Raw genomic sequence first — 19,217 nt, 5'->3', positions numbered from 1 at the left:
CGTGATGATTGGAAAACGCCTAAACGACCGTTATAAGCTGCTAAAAATGATTGGTGGCGGAGGAATGGCCAATGTATATTTAGCTCATGATGATATACTAGGCCGGGATGTAGCGGTAAAAATACTACGACTCGATTATGCGAATAATGATGAGTTTATTAAACGTTTTCATCGAGAAGCGCAATCTGTTACAACGTTGTCGCATCCAAATATTGTGAATATGTATGATGTTGGGGAAGAAGATGGAATTTATTATCTTGTTATGGAATATGTACCTGGACAAACATTAAAGCAATACATAAATCAGCGTGGGATGTTACCTATAGGGGAAGCCCTTGATATTATGGAGCAGCTAACATCTGCAATGGCACACGCTCATCATTTTGAAATTGTCCATCGAGATATAAAACCACATAACATCTTAATTCGGAATGATGGAATTGTGAAAGTGACCGATTTTGGTATTGCGACAGCTACAAGTGCAACGACGATAACGCATACGAACTCTGTACTCGGTTCTGTTCATTATTTGTCGCCAGAACAAGCGCGCGGAGGCATAGCAAATAAACAATCGGATATTTACTCACTTGGGATTGTTATGTTTGAATTGTTAACAGGTCGTCAACCTTTCTCAGGGGAATCGGCAGTTGCGGTAGCTTTAAAACATTTACAAAATGAGACCCCGTCTCCAAAGCGATGGAATCCGGATATTCCACAAAGTGTAGAAAATATTATTTTAAAAGCAACCGCAAAAGATCCATTTCATCGCTATCAGTCTGCTAATGCGATGAAAAGAGACATTGAAACAGCTTTATATCCAGAACGGATTAATGAGCAACCATTCTATATACCTGAAGATATGGAAGCGACGAAAGCAATTCCAATTATTCAACAAGAACAATTATTTGAAAATGTAAGTGATGAAACAATTGTATTGAATGGAAGTAAGGTAGACGAACAGATAAAAAATGAAGAAGTGAAACCAAACGAGAAAAAAAAGCGAAGTAACAAATTGTTGAAAATTTTAATTACAACATTTTTACTTTTAGCAATCGGTATAACGTTAGCCCTTACTGTGATTCCAGGGTTCTTTATACCGAAAGAAGTGAAAATTCCAGATGTGTCTAGTATGAAATATGAAGCAGCTGTGAATGCACTTGTTGAGAAAGGTTTTGAGGTTGCTGAGCCTAACATTGTTTATACAGATAAAGTAGAAGCAGGAAAGGTGATTAAAACAAATCCAGCAGCGGGAAGAGTTGTAAAGGAAAATACAAAAATCACTATTTATCAATCTGGCGGAAAACAAAAGAATAAGATGAGTAATTTAATTGGGCAAGATTTTGAAACCTTGAAAAAAGAATTAGAAGGGAAGTATAAAATTATTGTCCCATACTATATTGAAAGTGAAAAACCAAAAGGTGAAGTTGTTGAGCAAATTCCAACGGCAGATCAAATGGTTGTTGAAGCTGAGCAAGATGTAAAAGTGTGGATAAGTAAAGGTCCTTACCAAATTCGACCTGTTGATTTTTCTGGATGGACTGAAAATAGCGTGAATAGCTATTTAAGTGAAAAGAAACTGGTTCCAGATGTGAAAAGAGAATATTCAGATACAGTTGATAAAGGACTGGTAATTTCACAATCACCAAAACCAGGAATACCGCTAAAAGAAGGGGATAAAGTAACGATTACTGTCTCTGATGGTCCGAAACCAAAAGTAACGAAAACAGTAAAAGTGGATAACATCCCGATTCCTTACGAGTCTCCTGTAGTAGGTGAGAAAAAACCGCAAACAATTGAGATATATAAAGAAGATATGCAGCAGAAAATGGATAAACCGATTGAAACACGGACGATAACAGAGTCAACTACTATTTCTTTAGCATTTGTTATCCAAGAAGGAACAAAAGGTCATTATAAAATTGTTCGAGATGGAACGACAATTATTGATAAAGATGTACCATATCCAGCTGAGTAAAGGTGTGTCTCCATATTATGGATTCCACCTTCTTTGTATGGAAAGTGGAATTTGTTGTTCTTGCCTGTTATGCTGTTAACGTAGCGGATGGGAAAAATGGCGAAAATTTACGTTTTGAAATAGAAGAACGGCCATAAAAGTGAAGTGAAAATAAAGGGAAATCTGAACTGGTAGTTAGTTTTATCCCAGTACTCGCTGGCAGTACTTCGTCTCAAATCATGTAAAAGTCTGTTTGATGAAGGGCTGATAAAAATTTTACTTTATATAGAATAAAGGAGAATTATATGGCAGAAGGAAAAATTGTAAAAGCTTTGAGTGGCTTTTATTATGTGCAGCATGAAGATGGCATTACACAATGTCGCGGTCGTGGTGTGTTCAGAAAAAATAAAATTACACCGCTTGTAGGAGATCAAGTAGTTTTTCAAGCGGATAATCCGAATGAAGGCTATGTTTTAGAGGTTTTTGAGCGGAAGAATGAACTTGTTAGACCGCCAATTGCTAATGTAGATCAAGCAATCCTTGTTTTTTCAGCGGTTGAACCAGATTTTAATCCGGGGTTATTAGATCGATTTCTCGTATTAATTGAACATCATAACATTAAACCGATTATTTGTATTAGCAAAATGGATTTAGTAGATGAAAAAATGCGAGAAACTGTTGAATCTTATGCGAATGATTATCGTGAAATGGGATATGATGTGTTGTTTACTTCTATAAATACATCGGAAAGTATTGATATTCTCAAACCATTTTTAGAAGGTTGTGTCTCAGTTGTTGCAGGACAGTCTGGTGTGGGTAAATCTTCCATGTTAAATGTATTACGCCCAGATTTAGCGTTAAAAACGAATGATATTTCCTCTCATTTAGGACGTGGAAAGCACACGACAAGACATGTGGAATTAATTGCAGTAGGAAGCGGTCTTGTTGCAGATACACCTGGTTTTAGCTCTCTTGATTTTATTGACATAGAAGTAGAAGATCTTACGCATTGTTTTCCAGAGTTGAAAGAAGAAAGTCAATACTGTAAGTTTAGAGGGTGTACACATCTTTCAGAGCCGAAATGTGCGGTAAAAGCTGCAGTTGAAGAAGGAAAGATTACGCAATATCGTTATGAACATTACAAACAATTTGTAGAAGAAATTAGAGAGAGAAAGCCGAGGTATTAATTATGATTAAAATTGCACCATCGATTTTATCAGCAGATTTTTCCAAACTAGGGGAAGAAATTAAAGATGTAGAAAAGGGCGGAGCGGATTATATCCATGTTGATGTAATGGACGGCCATTTTGTTCCAAACATTACAATTGGTCCATTAATTGTAGAAGCGATTCGTCCAATTACATCTTTACCATTAGATGTACATTTAATGATTGAAAATCCGGATAACTATATTCCTACTTTTGCAAAAGCTGGAGCGGATATTATTACTGTTCATGTAGAGGCTTGCCCACATTTACATCGTACAATTCAATTAATTAAATCGCATGGTATTAAAGCTGGGGTTGTATTAAATCCTCACACACCAGTTTCAATGATTGAAAACGTATTAGAAGATGTTGATATGGTATTACTTATGACAGTAAACCCAGGGTTTGGTGGACAGAAGTTTATTCATTCTGTATTACCGAAAATTAAACAAGTTGCAGAGATGGTCAAAGAGCGTAATTTACAAGTAGAAATCGAAGTTGATGGTGGTGTAAACACTGAGACTGCAAGACTTTGTGTGGAAGCAGGAGCAAATGTTCTTGTAGCAGGATCGGCAGTTTACAATCAAAAAGACCGCGGTGAAGCAATTCGAATAATTCGTGGATAAGGAATAGATGTAAGAAAACTTTCATGACCTGTTAGAACGGGATAATGTGAAAAAAGGTAATCTACCGAATGGCAGATTGCCTTTTTCTATAGAAGGGAAAGAAAAGATGATTATTCATATTTTAGCTGGAGGACCTAAGGAGTATTGTGCCGATTTCTCTCTTTATGAAAACGAGGAAGTAGTATGGGCTGCGGTTGATCGTGGTGTATATTATTTATTGCAAAGAGGAATCGCACCCACTGTTGCATTTGGTGACTATGACTCGGTTACAGGTGAAGAATTAGCGTGGATGCAAAAACAGACAGATGAGTTACATATTGTTCCGCGGGAAAAAGATCAAACGGATTTAGAAATTGCAATTCATTGGGCATTGGAGCAAAAGCCGAAATTGATTCGTATTTTTGGTGCTACAGGTGGAAGGCTTGACCATGGATTAGCGAATATTCAAATGCTTTTAAAAGGATTTGAAGCGCATACTGAAATGTATATCGTTGACAATAAAAATGAAATCTCTGTAAAAAAAGTAGGCACATATACAATTGAAGAAAATGAACAATTTCCATACGTATCCTTTGTACCTGTTACGGAAATTGTAAATGGTATTACACTTCGCGGTTTTAAATATCCTCTCACTGATAAAACGATAGAATGGGGATCGACGCTTTGTATTAGTAATGAACTCATTGTGGAAAAAGGTACTTTTTCATTTACTTCTGGCATATTAATGGTGATAAGAAGCACTGATTAAAGAAACACTTTTGCTGCTTGCATCATATAGTAAACAAGTGGAGTAATGGGGGTTAGGAGGGAAACCATGAGATTTTATACAATTAAGTTACCTAAATTTCTTGGTGGAATTGTTCGCGCGGTGTTAAATACCTTTAAAAAGGACTAAAAAAGCACCATTAATGGTGCTTTTTTCATGAGGATAATAAAAAAAGAGCCTATCGGCTCTATTTTTTATTATTAAACACGTTCGATTTTGCCAGATTTTAATGCTCTAGCAGAAACGTAAACACGTTGAACTTTACCGTCGATGCGTACGCGAACTTTTTGAAGGTTAGCGCCCCATTTACGTTTTGTAGCGTTCATTGCGTGAGAACGAGAGTTACCAGAACGAGCTTTTCTTCCAGTAATAGCACAAACACGAGCCATCTATATTTCCCTCCCTTAATTACCTTACCATACGTAATTTTTTCAATGTTAGTCTTTTATGCGATGCTAAAAACACTACTATAATTTAACACAACTAAAAAGAGAATGCAACAGTGTATAAAAAAGAAATCAAGAAAAATTACTTGACACCAAATGTTAATAAAGAAAAGTAAAAATCAAGAAAAATTACTTGACATATTATAGTAGTACATGTTGTATAATAACAATGGACTATTTTGCTCGTCATAAATATGAGAGCGAAAAGAAAGAACGATGGAATTTTCTTTAAAAAGATTATATGATAGTAATTAAAGTAGTCTAGCTCACTTTCACCATTAATGAAGGGGGAAACGAGATGTCAATTGAAATTAAAACGAAGTACGGTCAAATTGATATTAGTACAGATGTAATTGCAACAATTGCTGGAGGTGCCGCAGTAGATTGCTACGGTATCGTTGGTATGGCTTCAAAGAATCAATTAAAAGATGGATTAACAGACATTTTACGAAAAGAAAACTTCACTAGAGGCGTTATTGTTCGTAAAGACGAAGATGAAGTACATATTGATATGTATATTATTGTGAGCTATGGTACAAAAATTTCAGAGGTAGCACATAACGTCCAAACGAAAGTGAAATATACATTAGATCAAACGGTAGGACTAGCAGTAGATTCTGTAAACATCTACGTACAAGGAGTTAAAGTAATAAACTTGTAATGTGCATTAAGGAGGAAAATCTGTGTCAATTCAAAAAATTGATGGAAAACGTTTATCACAAATGATTATTCAAGGAGCGAATAATTTAACGAACAATGTTCAGCTTGTTGATGCATTGAACGTTTTCCCAGTTCCAGATGGCGATACCGGTACAAATATGAATTTATCAATGACTTCAGGCGCACGTGAAGTAAAGTCAAACCCTTCGCAGCATGCTGGTAAAGTCGGTGTAAGCTTAGCAAAGGGATTATTGATGGGCGCGCGCGGTAACTCAGGAGTTATTTTATCTCAATTATTCCGAGGTTTCTCTAAGTCTATTGAGCTAAAAGAAGAGTTAACAACAGTTGATTTTGCAGCAGCTTTAGAAGCTGGTGTAGAAACAGCGTATAAAGCGGTTATGAAACCGATTGAAGGAACGATTTTAACAGTTGCAAGAGAAACGGCTAAATATGCAGTCACAGTTGCGAAAAAACAACGCGACTTTGTTTTGTTTATGGAAGACGTTGTAAAAGAAGCAAATGCATCGTTAAATCGTACGCCAGATTTATTACCTGTATTAAAACAAGTTGGCGTTGTAGATAGCGGTGGTAAAGGTCTTGTTGTTGTATACGAAGGCTTTTTAGCTGACTTAAAAGGAGAGACAATCTCTTCAGATGAAATTGCGCAACCATCTATGAATGAAATGGTACGTGCAGAACATCACCGTAGTGTACAAAGCCAATTGAGTACAGAAGATATTAAATACGGATATTGTACGGAGTTTATGGTGAAATTAGAGCCTGAAAAAGTAAAGGAACATAATTTCTCTGAACAAAAATTCCGTGAAGATATTAGTGTATATGGAGATTCACTACTTGTTGTATCGGACGATGAAATTGTAAAAGTTCATATTCACGCAGAACATCCTGGGGATGCAATGAACTACGGTCAACGTTACGGTAGTTTGATTAAAATTAAAGTAGAAAATATGCGTGAACAGCATACTGCTCTATTAGATGGACCAACACCAATGCATGAAGAAGTGAAAGAACAGAAAGAAAAACAGCCGTATGGTATCGTAACTGTAGCGATGGGATCCGGTATTAAAAACTTATTTGAGAGCATTGGTGCAACTGAGGTTATCGAAGGTGGTCAAACGATGAATCCAAGTACGGAGGACATCGTGAAAGCAATTGAAGACGCAAATGCTGAAAAAATCATTATTTTACCGAATAACGGGAATATTGTGATGGCAGCAGAACAAGCTGCTTCTGTTGTTGATCAAGAAGTTATTGTTATTCGCTCAAAGACTGTTCCTCAAGGAATGGCTGCGATGTTGGCATTTAACCCAGCTGGAACATTAGAAGAAAATGAAGAGAACATGAAAGAAGCGCTAACGCATGTGAAAACAGGTCAAATTACGTATGCAGTTCGTGATACGGAAATTGATGGTGTAGAGATTCAAAAAAATGATTTCATGTGTATTGCAGATGGGAAAATCGTATCTACAAATGCTAAAAAGGTAGATGCAGGGAAGCAGCTGCTAGAAAGCATGATTGATGAAGATTCTGAGATCGTAACAATTTTGCAAGGTGAAGATGCAACAGATGAAGAGGTTGCAGAATTAGTTGCGTTTGTAGAAGAGAAGTTTGAAGAGGTAGAGGTAGAGGTACACCAAGGAAATCAACCTGTATATTCTTTCATTTTCTCTGTAGAATAAGATAAATTCCTTTTGATAATAAGGGGAAAATTGTTTATTTGCTAATGAGCAAGAATGAATGACGTAAATTGTCTGCAGTTCTTATTCAAAAGGCTAGTATATGGATGAGAAAAGGGCCTTACTGCTATAGTGAGGCTCTTTTCTTTCATATATCTTTTTTCGAATTATACATGATAAAAAATTCACATAGTTTGCTTGTTTAAATAAGTAGACATTTATATAAATACAAATTGAAAAATAGATAGAAAACCTTTTTTTAGACGGTAGAGATGGTCTGATCATGGATAGAGGTGGTTGCCTATTTTAACCCCATGTCATGTGAAAGCAGAGTGAATGTCTCCTTTTGTTTTTGTAGCTGCGACGTATATGTTAGAAAATCAAAATCGTTTTATATAGGTGATCATGTATAAGGCTAGTTTCCTTTAGAATGCCTATGATAGAATAGAAAAGGCAGAAGTGGGCGATTACAAGTTAGGACGACATTAGATGTATGAGTTATATGGAATTGTATATCTATCTAAATTGGTATATAGAATGTACTTGAATAAAACTAAGAAAAATGATGTGACGGAGCGTGAAAATCTTGAATGAAGTTGTGCAAATTCCTATTACGGATGTAAAGGGAATCGGGGAAGAGACATCTGAATTATTACATGAGATGGGAATTTATACAGTTTCCCACTTATTAGAGCATTTTCCGTACCGTTATGAAGACTACGCGATGAAAGATCTGGCAGAAGTGAAGCATGAAGAGCGTGTAACAGTGGAAGGGAAGGTACATAGTGCTCCTTTATTACAATACTATGGAAAGAAAAAATCACGTCTTACTGTTCGTGTGCTTGTTGGACGCTATTTAATTACAGCTGTATGTTTTAATAGACCGTACTATAAGCAAAAATTGAAGCTTGATGAAACGGTGACGATTACTGGGAAATGGGATCAGCATCGTCAGACGATTTCTGTTTCTGAGCTTCACTTTGGTCCAGTTGTACGTCAGCAAGAAGTAGAACCTGTGTATTCCGTCAAAGGAAAATTAACAGTAAAGCAAATGCGACGTTTTATTGCACAAGCTATGAAAGAATATGGTAACTCTATAGTTGAAGTGTTACCAGATGGTTTATTAAGCCGTTATAAGTTGCTACCTCGATATGAAGCACTTCGGGCATTGCATTTTCCAGTCGGACAAGAAGATTTAAAGCAAGCGCGTCGACGATTTGTATATGAAGAATTTTTCTTATTCCAGCTCAAAATGCAAACTCTTCGTAAGATAGAAAGAGAAAATTCAAAAGGGACAAAAAAAGATATTTCTATGAAAGAATTAGAAGAGTTCACTGACGCGCTTCCATTCCCGCTCACTGGTGCGCAGCGCCGCGTTGTTTCTGAGGTTATGAAAGATATGCAGTCTCCTTATCGGATGAATCGGTTATTACAAGGAGATGTTGGATCGGGAAAAACGGTCGTAGCTGCGATTGCTCTTTATGCAGCAAAACTTGTCCATTATCAGGGAGCGTTAATGGTTCCTACTGAAATATTGGCAGAACAACACTATCAGTCACTAGCAGAGACATTTTCTCATTTTAATATGAACGTAGAATTATTAACAAGCTCGGTTAAAGGAGCACGTCGTCGTGAAATTTTAGCAAAACTTGAACAGGGCGAGATAGATGTTCTTGTTGGGACGCATGCTTTAATTCAGGATGAGGTCATTTTTCATAGACTTGGACTTGTTATCACTGATGAACAACATCGCTTTGGTGTAGCGCAGCGCCGTGTTTTGCGAGAGAAAGGTGAGAGCCCAGATGTGTTGTTTATGACAGCAACACCTATTCCTCGTACATTGGCAATTACAGCCTTTGGAGAGATGGATGTTTCTATTATTGATGAAATGCCAGCTGGACGTAAAGTGATTGAAACGTATTGGGCAAAACATGACATGTTAGAACGAGTTCTTGGCTTTGTGGAGAAGGAAGTGAAGAAGGGGAGACAAGCTTATGTAATTTGTCCACTTATTGAAGAATCTGAAAAGCTTGATGTGCAGAATGCAATTGATTTACATAGCATGCTAATGCATCATTATCAAGGGAAATTTCAAGTAGGATTAATGCACGGACGCTTATCTTCTCAAGAAAAAGAAGAGGTGATGGAGCAATTTAGTGAAAATACAGTGCAAATTCTTGTTTCAACAACTGTAGTTGAGGTTGGTGTTAACGTGCCGAATGCAACAGTTATGGTAATTTATGATGCGGAACGTTTTGGTTTATCGCAATTGCATCAGCTTCGAGGTCGTGTTGGGCGTGGGAGTGAGCAATCTTACTGTTTGTTAATTGCGGATCCGAAATCGGAAACTGGGAAAGAGCGTATGCGCATTATGACGGAAACAAATGATGGATTTGTATTGTCGGAAAAAGATTTAGAGTTACGTGGTCCTGGGGATTTCTTTGGAAGTAAGCAAAGTGGTCTACCAGAGTTTAAGGTAGCTGATATGGTACATGATTATCGAGCATTGGAAACGGCGAGACAAGATGCATCCATACTGGTTGATTCAGAAGCATTTTGGCATAATGAACAGTATGCGCCGCTGCGTGTATATCTTGAAGGAACAGGTGTGTTTCAAGGGGAAAAGCTCGATTAAAAGTGAAATGTGCAAATTTTTTTGTTGCATTCTACTTTTAATGATTATATACTACTGTTAGTACCTAGTCATAAAAATGGATGGTGCGGTATGAAAAAAAGAAGAAGTAAGAAAGAAAGACAAGCATTATTACAACAAACAATAGAAACAAATCCTTTCATCACGGATGAAGAATTAGCAGAGCAATTTCAAGTAAGTATACAAACGGTTCGTCTTGATCGAATGGAATTATCTATTCCAGAGCTAAGAGAGCGAATTAAATATGTAGCAACACGGCAACATGAAGAAGATGTGAAATCTTTACCATTAGAAGAAGTGGTAGGGGAAATAATTGATATAGAATTAGATAGACATGCAATTTCTATCTTTGAAGTAAAGATGGAGCATGTATTTAAAAGAAATCAAATTGCACGTGGGCATCATTTGTTTGCTCAAGCAAACTCACTAGCTGTTGCAGTTATTGATGAAGAACTAGCTTTAACTGCAAAGTCTACCATTCGATACATTCGTCCTGTAAAATTAGGAGAACGCGTTGTTGCAAAAGCACGCGTTGAGGATGTGGAGAATGATAAAGGACGGACGGTTGTCAAAGTGCGTAGCTTTGTTGGAGAAGAACTTGTTATTACAGGCACTTTTGAAATGTATCGATCTAGTAACTATAGTGAGGAAGGTAACAATTTATGAAAATCGTAATAGATGCAATGGGTGGCGATCACGCTCCAAAAGCAGTTGTATTAGGAGCAATGAAAGCTATTAAGGAATATTCAGATTTACATATAACATTAGTAGGAAAAGAAGAGGGAATTCGTCAATATTTAACAAATGAAGAACGTATTACAATCCTTCATACAGACGAAATGATTGAAGCAACAGACGAGCCGGTAAGAGCTGTTCGCCGTAAAAAGCAAGCTTCAATGGTGCTTGCAGCACAGCAAGTAAAAGATGGTATAGCAGATGCTTGTATATCAGCGGGTAGTACAGGAGCTTTGATGGCGGCTGGATTATTTGTTGTAGGTCGAATGGAAGGGATTGAACGACCAGCTTTATCCCCTACAATGCCAACTGTGGATGGCGAAGGTTTTGTGATGCTAGATGTTGGAGCAAATGTTGATGCAAAACCGATCCATTTATATCAATACGCGGTTATGGGGTCTGTTTACGCTGAGAAGGTAAGAGGGATTCAAAATCCACGCGTCGGACTTTTAAATGTTGGTACGGAAGATGGGAAAGGAAATGATCTTTCAAAACAAGTATTTTCCATGCTAAAAGATGCACCAATTAATTTTGTAGGAAACGTTGAATCAAGGGATTTATTACAAGGTGTAGCCGATGTAGTTGTATGTGATGGCTTTACTGGTAATGTTGCATTAAAATCATTAGAAGGAACTGCACTTGCATTATTTTCTATGTTAAAAGAACAATTAATGAGTTCGTTCACAAGTAAATTAGCGGCAGCGGTATTAAAACCGAAGCTGATGGTATTAAAAGATAAAATGGATTATTCGGAGTATGGCGGAGCGGCTTTATTTGGATTAAAAGCGCCTGTCATTAAGGCTCATGGATCTTCTAATGATCAATCGATTTTTAGTGCGATTCGTCAAACGAGAGAAATGGTAGCGAAAGAAGTAATTCCTACAATTTCAAGTGTAATGGAGAAAGAGCCGCTTCAATAAGAGGAGGATTTGAAATGGGAAAACTGGCATTTCTTTTTCCGGGCCAAGGTTCACAGGCAGTTGGAATGGGACAGCAATTAGCAGGGAATAATAAAGAGGTTGCAAGAATATTTCAAAAAGCAGATGAAGTTTTACAAGAGTCTCTTTCATCGTTGATTTTTGAAGGACCTCAGGAAAAGTTAACATTAACGACAAATGCGCAGCCAGCACTATTGACGACAAGTATTGCAATCTTAACAGCTTTGAAACAATATGATATTACGCCCGATTATGTTGCAGGACATAGTTTAGGTGAGTATAGTGCACTTGTGGCAGCGGGAGCATTAACATTTGAAGATGCTGTTTACGCTGTGAGAAAACGTGGCGAATATATGGAAGAAGCTGTGCCGAGTGGAGAAGGTGCAATGGCTGCTATTTTAGGAGCAGACCCAGATGTTCTGAAACAAGTTACAGAAGAAGTGACGAGTGAAGGTCATGCTGTGCAAATTGCTAATATGAATAGCACGAAGCAAATTGTTATTTCTGGAACGAAACGAGGAGTAGAACTCGCTTCTCAAAAAGTGAAGGAAAATGGTGCGAAACGAGCAATCCCACTTCGTGTGAGTGGTCCATTCCACTCTTCATTAATGAAGCCGGCGGCTGAGAAGTTTCAAAGTGTTCTAAACGAAATTACAATTCAAGATGCGAACATTCCAGTTGTTGCGAACGTTACGGCAAATTGCGTAAGTTGTAGTGAAGATATTCAAGAAAAGCTAATTGAACAGCTCTATTCACCTGTGTTATGGTACCCATCTATTGAACAAATGGTAGAACAAGGGGTAGATACATTTATTGAAATCGGTCCTGGGAAAGTTCTTGCTGGTCTTATGAAATCAATTGCTCCATCTGCGAAGGTATATGCGATATATGATGAAGAGACATTGAAAGATACCATTTCAAGTTTGAGAGGAGAAAGCGGATGTTAAAAGGGAAAGTAGCGTTAGTAACAGGTGCATCACGCGGGATTGGCCGTGCAATTGCAATTGATTTAGCAAAGCAAGGAGCATCGGTTGTAGTAAACTATGCTGGTAATGAGCAGAAAGCGAACGAAGTAGTTGATGAAATAAAAAAACTTGGTTCAGAAGCAATCGCAGTAAGAGCGGATGTTGCTAATACTGAAGAAGTTACAAGCCTGGTAAAGCAAACTGTAGATACATTTGGACAAGTTGATATTCTTGTGAATAATGCCGGAGTAACAAGAGACAATTTATTAATGCGTATGAAAGAAGAAGAATGGGATACAGTTATTGATACAAACTTAAAAGGTGTATTCTTATGTACAAAAGCAGTATCTCGTTATATGATGCGTCAGCGTCATGGTCGCATTATTAATATCGCTTCTGTTGTCGGTGTTACAGGAAATCCTGGTCAAGCGAATTACGTTGCAGCAAAAGCGGGAGTAATTGGATTGACTAAGACTTCTGCGAAAGAATTAGCTAGTCGCAATATAACAGTTAATGCAATTGCTCCAGGGTTTATCGCTACTGATATGACAGATATATTAGGCGAAAACGTAAAAGAGGAAATGCTAAAATTAATACCTGCTGCTAAGTTTGGAGAAGCGCAAGATATTGCGAATGCTGTTACATTTTTTGCTGCTGATCACAGCAAATATATTACAGGACAAACACTACATGTTGATGGCGGTATGGTAATGTAATAAAAGAAAAGATTTCACCTAGTTTTTTTGTGAAATATTTAATATAATATTTGAGGGGAGGTGAATGAATTATGGCAGATGTTTTAGAGCGTGTAACGAAAATCATCGTGGATCGTTTAGGAGTAGAAGAAACAGAAGTAGTACCAGCTGCAAGCTTTAAAGAAGATTTAGGTGCAGACTCCCTAGATGTAGTTGAACTTGTAATGCAATTAGAAGATGAGTTTGAAATGGAAATTTCTGATGAAGATGCAGAGAAAATTGCTACTGTTGGCGATGCTGTGACTTACATAGAGAGTCATCTATAATGTTTGAGCGAAGTCCCGTTTTATAGCGGGGCTTTCTCGGCTTATATCTGGAGGGACCTATGCCGTACCGAAAATATAGAGAAAAGAAATATGAAACAAAATATCGTGAAGCTTTTAAAACGTTCCAACAAAAAATAGGCATTACGTTTACAGACGAAAAATTATTGATTCAAGCATTTACGCATTCATCGTATGTGAATGAGCATCGAAAAAAGCCACATGAAGACAATGAACGTCTTGAATTTCTCGGAGATGCTGTATTAGAACTAACTGTATCACAGTATTTGTTTCAAAAATATCCGACAATGAGCGAAGGAGAATTAACAAAGTTGCGTGCAGCTGTTGTGTGTGAACCATCTCTTGTCCGTTTTGCGAATGAAATGTCATTTGGTAATCTCGTTCTATTAGGAAAAGGTGAAGAAATGACAGGCGGACGTGAACGACCAGCTTTATTAGCGGATGTCTTTGAAGCGTTTATTGGTGCCCTTTACCTTGATCAAGGATTGGATACAGTTTGGGAATTCTTAAAAGAAATTGTATATCCGAAAATTAATGAAGGTGCTTTTTCTCATGTGATGGATTATAAGAGTCAATTACAAGAATTAATTCAACGTGATGGTAGCGGTAATATTGAGTACCAAATTTTGCAAGAAAAAGGACCTGCTCACAATCGAGAATTTGTGTCACGTGTGACATTAAATGGCGTAGCTCTTGGTCTTGGTAGCGGCAAGTCGAAAAAAGAAGCAGAACAACAAGCTGCTGCAGAGGCGTTGAAAACGTTAAAAGAACAATCATAAGGAATCCCCCTTTAAATGAGGGGGATTCCTTGTGCATAGAATAAAACTTTATTTTTATTTCGATATAAAGAAATAAATATGAATCCGTACAGTAGCTTGGTTTTACAGACATAAACCATGGAAACGGAGAATAGGGGGAAGGCCTTTCGTGTTTTTAAAGAGATTAGAAATAGTAGGATTTAAATCCTTTGCGGAGCGTGTATCTGTTGATTTCGTCCCAGGTGTAACCTCTGTAGTTGGTCCCAATGGAAGCGGAAAGAGTAATATTACAGATGCAATTCGCTGGGTACTTGGTGAACAATCTGCAAAATCATTACGCGGTGCAAAAATGGAGGATATTATTTTTGCGGGAAGCGATACACGAAAAGCAGTTAATGTTGCAGAGGTAACATTAACATTAAATAATGAAGATCAGCGTTTACCAATTGAGTATAATGAGGTGAGTGTTACACGTCGTGTTACTCGCTCGGGAGATAGTGATTTTTTTATTAACAAGCAATCTTGTCGACTAAAAGATATTGTTGATTTATTTATGGATTCTGGTATGGGACGAGAAGCTTTCTCGATTATTAGCCAAGGGAAAGTAGAAGAAATCTTGAGCAGTAAATCTGAAGAACGTCGTGGTGTGTTTGAAGAAGCGGCAGGCGTATTAAAATATAAGCTTCGTAAAAAGAAAGCTGAAGGGAAATTAGGAGAAACACAAGAAAATTTAAATCGTGTGCAAGATATTATTCACGAATTAAGTAGTCAAGTAGAACCGCTTGAACGACAAGCTTCTATTGCGAAAGATTATCTTGAGAAAAAAGAAGAATTAGAAAAAGTTGAAGCCGCTCTTATTGTATATGAGATTGAAGAATTACATGAAAAATGGGAAGCGCTTAGAAAGCAGTTTGGACATAATAAAGATGAAGAAGTAAAAATGTCAACGCATTTACAAAAAAGTGAAACAGAGCTCGAGGAATTGCGCGGACAATTGCAAGCGATTGATGAATCTGTAGATTCCTTGCAAGAAGTTCTCCTTCTTTCTAGTAAAGAGTTAGAAAAATTAGAAGGTCAGCGTGAATTATTAAAGGAACGAAAGCAAAATGCAACAACGCATTGCGCGCAGCTTGAGCAGTTAATTATTGAGTTGACAGAGAAAGCTAAGATTTACGATGGAGAAATAGAAACAAGTACAGAAGAACTTATGAAATTTGCGAATCAGGTAAAAGAGTTAGAACAGAAGCTACATGAAAATGAGAAACTTCTTTCTACATATGCGGAAGACCTGGAAGAGCAAATTGAACATTTAAAAGGTGATTATATTGAATTGTTAAATCAACAAGCAAGTAACCGTAATGAACTATCTATGCTTGAGGAACAATTCAAACAACAAAATTCTAAAAATCAACGCCTTGATGAAGAAAATGAAAAGTATGTACAAATGCGCCTGCAAATTACAGCTAAAAAGGCAAAACTTGTAGAGGGTTATGAACAAGTAAAAGAGAAAGTTACAAGTGTTATTACAAATATACAAAAAACAGAATCGGCACTTGGAAAATGTAAGGCGCAATATAGTGAAAATGAAACAAAATTGTATCAAGCATATCAATTTGTTCAACAAGCTCGTTCTCGAAAAGAAATGCTAGAAGAGATGCAAGAAGATTACTCTGGATTCTATCAGGGAGTGCGTGAAGTATTAAAAGCTCGTGAAAACAAGCTTCAAGGTATTGAAGGTGCGGTAGCTGAACTACTTACGGTACCGAAAGAATATGAAGTTGCTATGGAGATTGCACTGGGCGCAGCGATGCAACACGTTGTTGTTCAAACGGAAGAGCATGCCCGCAAGGCAATTGCCTTTTTGAAACAAAATCGTCATGGGCGTGCAACGTTTTTACCGCAGGCAGTTGTTAAAGGAAGATCGTTATCAATTGAACAACTACGCATGGTAAAGCAACATCAAGCGTTTGTAGGTGTGGCAGCGGAACTCGTGCATTACGATAATAGATATGAAAACATAATTTCAAATTTATTAGGAACAGTCATTGTTGCTAAAGATTTAAGAGGTGCGAATGAACTAGCAAAGCAATTGCAATATCGTTACCGTATTGTAACGGTTGAAGGTGATGTTGTGAATCCAGGCGGTTCTATGACTGGTGGAGCTGTGAAGCAAGCTAAATCATCCTTATTAGGACGCCAGCGAGAATTAGAAGAGTGGAGCAAGAAACTTGCTGAAATGGAAGAAAAAACTTCTAAGTTAGAAAACTTCGTTAAAGCGTTAAAACAAGAAATTCAAGAAAAAGAAGTTAAGATAAAAGAATTACGTCACGATGCGGAACAAGAGCGTGTCGTTGAACAAAAATTAAAAGAAGAAATTAATCAACTAGAGCTAGAAGAGCATCGTATTAATGACCGTTTATCCATCTATGATTTAGAAATAGAAGGATTTTTACAAGATCAAGTGAAAATGCAAGGGCGAAAACAAGAGTTGGATGGAATTTTAGCAGAGCTTCAAAAAGATATCACAGAGCTTGATGAAAGAATTATTGCTTTAACTAAGCAAAAAAGTGAGCAGCATTCTTCAAGAGAAAAAGTTCAGACAGAGATGACGGAGCTAAAAGTACAAGCGGCAGAACAGCAGCAACGTTTGTCTAATCAAAAAGAGAAAGTAGCTCGTTTAACGAAAGAACAAGAAGAAACAGAGCGAACATTGGTAAAAACAAAAGAAGATTTAGCGTTCTTAAAGCAAGAAATGACATCCAATTCAAGCGGTGAAGAGCAAATTACGAATATGATTGAAAAGAAAGCACACGATCGAAATCAAACATCGGAATTAATTAGTTCTCGTCGTGAGCAACGTTTGACTCTTCAAGAACGGGTAGAACATATAGAGCGTGAAGTAAAAGAGACGAAAGGACGACATAAATATGTTCTTGAGGTCTTAAAAGATCAAGAAGTGAAAATCAATCGTCTCGATGTTGAATTAGAAAATAGATTGCAACATTTACGCGAAACGTATACGATTTCATTTGAAGCAGCAAAACTGAAATATACAATGACGATGCCTGCAGAGGATGCGCGTAAAAAGGTGAAATTAATTAAATTATCTATTGAGGAGCTCGGAACCGTAAACTTAGGGGCGATTGAGGAGTACGAACGTGTAGCGGAACGACATGAGTTCTTGTTAGAACAGCGAGACGATTTAGAGGAAGCAAAAGCGACATTGCACCAAGTTATTATGGAAATGGATGAGGAAATGAAAAAACGTTTCTCTACTACATTCCAAGCAATTCGTATGGAGTTTCAATCCGTTTTCTGTGAGTTGTTCGGCGGGGGAAGAGCAGACTTAGTGATGACAAATCCGGAAGATTTATTAAATACGGGCATTGATATTGTTGCGCAGCCACCAGGTAAGAAACTACAAAATCTAGGTTTGCTTTCAGGTGGAGAACGTGCTTTAACCGCAATTGCACTGCTATTTGGTATTTTAAAAGTGCGACCTGTTCCGTTCTGTGTACTAGATGAGGTTGAAGCGGCGCTTGATGAAGCAAATGTAGCTCGTTTTGCGCAGTATTTGAAAAAGTTTAGTGATGAAACGCAGTTTATTGTTATTACACATCGAAAAGGTACGATGGAAGAATCGGATGTACTGTACGGGGTGACAATGCAAGAATCAGGTGTTTCTAAGCTTGTTTCCGTTCGTTTAGGTGACGGGGAAGAAGAACTTGTTACAAGTGAATAGGAAGGATGAGAAGAATGAGTTTCTTTAAAAAATTAAAAGAAAAGATTTCAAAGCAAACAGATACTGTAACTGAAAAATTTAAGCAAGGATTAGAAAAAACAAGAAATTCATTTGCGGATAAAGTAAATGATCTAGTATATCGTTATCGTAAAGTTGATGAGGATTTCTTTGAAGAATTAGAAGAGATTTTAATTGGTGCAGATGTTGGTATTACAACTGTAATGGAGCTTATCGATCAGCTGAAGGAAGAAGTACAACGTCGTAATATTCAAGATCCAAAAGAAGTACAAGCTGTTATTTCTGAAAAATTAGTAGGGATTTACAAAGGTGATAAAGACTTCAGTAATGAACTGAATATGCAACAAGATCAATTAACGGTTATTTTATTTGTTGGTGTTAATGGTGTTGGGAAAACGACAACAATTGGTAAAATGGCTCATAAGTTTAAATCAGAAGGCAAGTCTGTCCTATTAGCAGCAGGAGATACGTTCCGTGCAGGAGCGATTGAACAGCTAGAAGTATGGGGAGAGCGTGTTGGTGTGGAAGTAATTAAACAAGGATCTGGTTCTGATCCAGCAGCTGTTATGTATGATGCAGTTCAAGCAGCAAAAGCGCGTAAAGCAGATGTCTTGCTATGTGATACAGCAGGACGCCTGCAAAATAAAGTGAACTTAATGAAAGAGTTAGAAAAAGTAAAACGTGTCATTGAGCGTGAAATTCCAGGTGCTCCTCATGAAGTATTGCTTGTCATTGATGCAACGACTGGACAAAATGGTTTAAGTCAAGCAAAAACATTCCGTGAAGCAACAAATGTTACAGGTATTGTTTTAACAAAATTAGACGGAACGGCTAAAGGTGGTATTGTATTAGCAATTCGTAATGAGATGGACGTACCAGTGAAATTTGTTGGGCTTGGAGAACAAATGGACGACTTACAACAATTTGATCCAGAACAATATGTGTATGGTTTATTTGCAAATTTAGTAGAAAAAGAAGAAATATAAAGTGGAAGAAGCGGTGTTATCGCTTC

17 protein-coding genes are annotated in these 19,217 nt (G+C 37.3%); 16 read left to right on the top strand and 1 reads right to left on the bottom strand.

What is annotated here, in order from left to right; translation table 11 throughout:
* Nucleotide 1: 1 nt before the first annotated feature.
* From pknB to spoVM, 5 genes are all read left to right on the top strand, one after another.
* Nucleotides 2-1,975, top strand: coding sequence for a Stk1 family PASTA domain-containing Ser/Thr kinase (gene pknB / locus QRY57_RS19080; protein ID WP_090687124.1), 1,974 nt, complete (start codon nucleotides 2-4; stop codon nucleotides 1,973-1,975).
* A gap of 284 nt (nucleotides 1,976-2,259) precedes the next feature.
* Nucleotides 2,260-3,141: a ribosome small subunit-dependent GTPase A gene (rsgA, locus tag QRY57_RS19075; RefSeq protein WP_026590292.1), complete on the top strand. Its 882-nt coding sequence runs from the start codon at nucleotides 2,260-2,262 to the stop codon at nucleotides 3,139-3,141.
* Nucleotides 3,142-3,143: 2 nt separating this feature from the next.
* Nucleotides 3,144-3,788, top strand: a complete 645-nt coding sequence (gene rpe / locus QRY57_RS19070; protein ID WP_286015868.1) for a ribulose-phosphate 3-epimerase — start codon at nucleotides 3,144-3,146, stop codon at nucleotides 3,786-3,788.
* 106 nt (nucleotides 3,789-3,894) lie between these two features.
* The gene (locus QRY57_RS19065; protein ID WP_286017904.1) at nucleotides 3,895-4,536 is read left to right on the top strand and encodes a thiamine diphosphokinase; all 642 of its coding nucleotides are present in this window, start codon (nucleotides 3,895-3,897) and stop codon (nucleotides 4,534-4,536) included.
* A gap of 66 nt (nucleotides 4,537-4,602) precedes the next feature.
* Nucleotides 4,603-4,683: a stage V sporulation protein SpoVM gene (spoVM, locus tag QRY57_RS19060; protein WP_001213600.1), complete on the top strand. Its 81-nt coding sequence runs from the start codon at nucleotides 4,603-4,605 to the stop codon at nucleotides 4,681-4,683.
* Between the two features lie 71 nt (nucleotides 4,684-4,754).
* On the opposite strand, the gene rpmB is transcribed toward spoVM, so the two are convergent.
* Nucleotides 4,755-4,943 carry a 50S ribosomal protein L28 gene (gene rpmB, locus QRY57_RS19055; protein WP_000124776.1) on the bottom strand — a complete coding sequence of 63 codons (189 nt, stop codon included), beginning with the start codon at nucleotides 4,941-4,943 and terminating at the stop codon, nucleotides 4,755-4,757.
* Between the two features lie 355 nt (nucleotides 4,944-5,298).
* On the opposite strand from rpmB, the gene QRY57_RS19050 reads away from it, so the two are divergent.
* From QRY57_RS19050 to ftsY, 11 genes are all read left to right on the top strand, one after another.
* On the top strand, nucleotides 5,299-5,661 hold the full coding sequence (locus tag QRY57_RS19050; RefSeq protein ID WP_000021109.1) for an Asp23/Gls24 family envelope stress response protein: 363 nt from the start codon (nucleotides 5,299-5,301) through the stop codon (nucleotides 5,659-5,661).
* A gap of 22 nt (nucleotides 5,662-5,683) precedes the next feature.
* Entirely contained in the window at nucleotides 5,684-7,360 is a 1,677-nt protein-coding gene (locus QRY57_RS19045; RefSeq protein ID WP_286015867.1) for a DAK2 domain-containing protein, read from the top strand.
* A 583-nt stretch (nucleotides 7,361-7,943) separates the two neighbouring features.
* Complete coding sequence (gene recG / locus QRY57_RS19040) at nucleotides 7,944-9,992, top strand: ATP-dependent DNA helicase RecG (protein ID WP_286015866.1); 2,049 nt, start codon at nucleotides 7,944-7,946, stop codon at nucleotides 9,990-9,992.
* Nucleotides 9,993-10,082: 90 nt separating this feature from the next.
* Nucleotides 10,083-10,676 carry a transcription factor FapR gene (fapR, locus tag QRY57_RS19035; RefSeq protein WP_026590297.1) on the top strand — a complete coding sequence of 198 codons (594 nt, stop codon included), beginning with the start codon at nucleotides 10,083-10,085 and terminating at the stop codon, nucleotides 10,674-10,676.
* Nucleotides 10,673-11,665, top strand: a complete 993-nt coding sequence (gene plsX / locus QRY57_RS19030; RefSeq protein WP_026590298.1) for a phosphate acyltransferase PlsX — start codon at nucleotides 10,673-10,675, stop codon at nucleotides 11,663-11,665. The genes fapR and plsX overlap by 4 nt, the downstream gene beginning before the upstream one ends.
* 14 nt (nucleotides 11,666-11,679) lie before the next feature.
* Nucleotides 11,680-12,630 carry an ACP S-malonyltransferase gene (fabD, locus tag QRY57_RS19025; protein WP_286015865.1) on the top strand — a complete coding sequence of 317 codons (951 nt, stop codon included), beginning with the start codon at nucleotides 11,680-11,682 and terminating at the stop codon, nucleotides 12,628-12,630.
* The gene (gene fabG / locus QRY57_RS19020; protein ID WP_026590300.1) at nucleotides 12,624-13,364 is read left to right on the top strand and encodes a 3-oxoacyl-[acyl-carrier-protein] reductase; all 741 of its coding nucleotides are present in this window, start codon (nucleotides 12,624-12,626) and stop codon (nucleotides 13,362-13,364) included. The genes fabD and fabG overlap by 7 nt, the downstream gene beginning before the upstream one ends.
* A 71-nt stretch (nucleotides 13,365-13,435) precedes the next feature.
* The gene (acpP, locus tag QRY57_RS19015) at nucleotides 13,436-13,669 is read left to right on the top strand and encodes an acyl carrier protein (RefSeq protein WP_000786062.1); all 234 of its coding nucleotides are present in this window, start codon (nucleotides 13,436-13,438) and stop codon (nucleotides 13,667-13,669) included.
* A 59-nt stretch (nucleotides 13,670-13,728) separates the two neighbouring features.
* Complete coding sequence (gene rncS, locus QRY57_RS19010) at nucleotides 13,729-14,466, top strand: ribonuclease III (protein ID WP_026590301.1); 738 nt, start codon at nucleotides 13,729-13,731, stop codon at nucleotides 14,464-14,466.
* A gap of 148 nt (nucleotides 14,467-14,614) precedes the next feature.
* Nucleotides 14,615-18,187, top strand: a complete 3,573-nt coding sequence (gene smc, locus QRY57_RS19005; protein WP_286015864.1) for a chromosome segregation protein SMC — start codon at nucleotides 14,615-14,617, stop codon at nucleotides 18,185-18,187.
* A 14-nt stretch (nucleotides 18,188-18,201) separates the two neighbouring features.
* Nucleotides 18,202-19,191 (top strand): signal recognition particle-docking protein FtsY, encoded by a 990-nt coding sequence (ftsY, locus tag QRY57_RS19000; RefSeq protein WP_090687111.1) that lies wholly within the window; start codon nucleotides 18,202-18,204, stop codon nucleotides 19,189-19,191.
* The last annotated feature ends 26 nt before the right edge of the window (nucleotides 19,192-19,217 follow it).

It is taken from the genome of Bacillus arachidis, from assembly GCF_030285945.1.
Lineage (GTDB): Bacteria > Bacillota > Bacilli > Bacillales > Bacillaceae_G > Bacillus_A > Bacillus_A arachidis.
The sequence above is the reverse complement of the archived record's forward strand: the minus strand, read 5'-3'. Positions and strand labels throughout refer to the sequence as shown.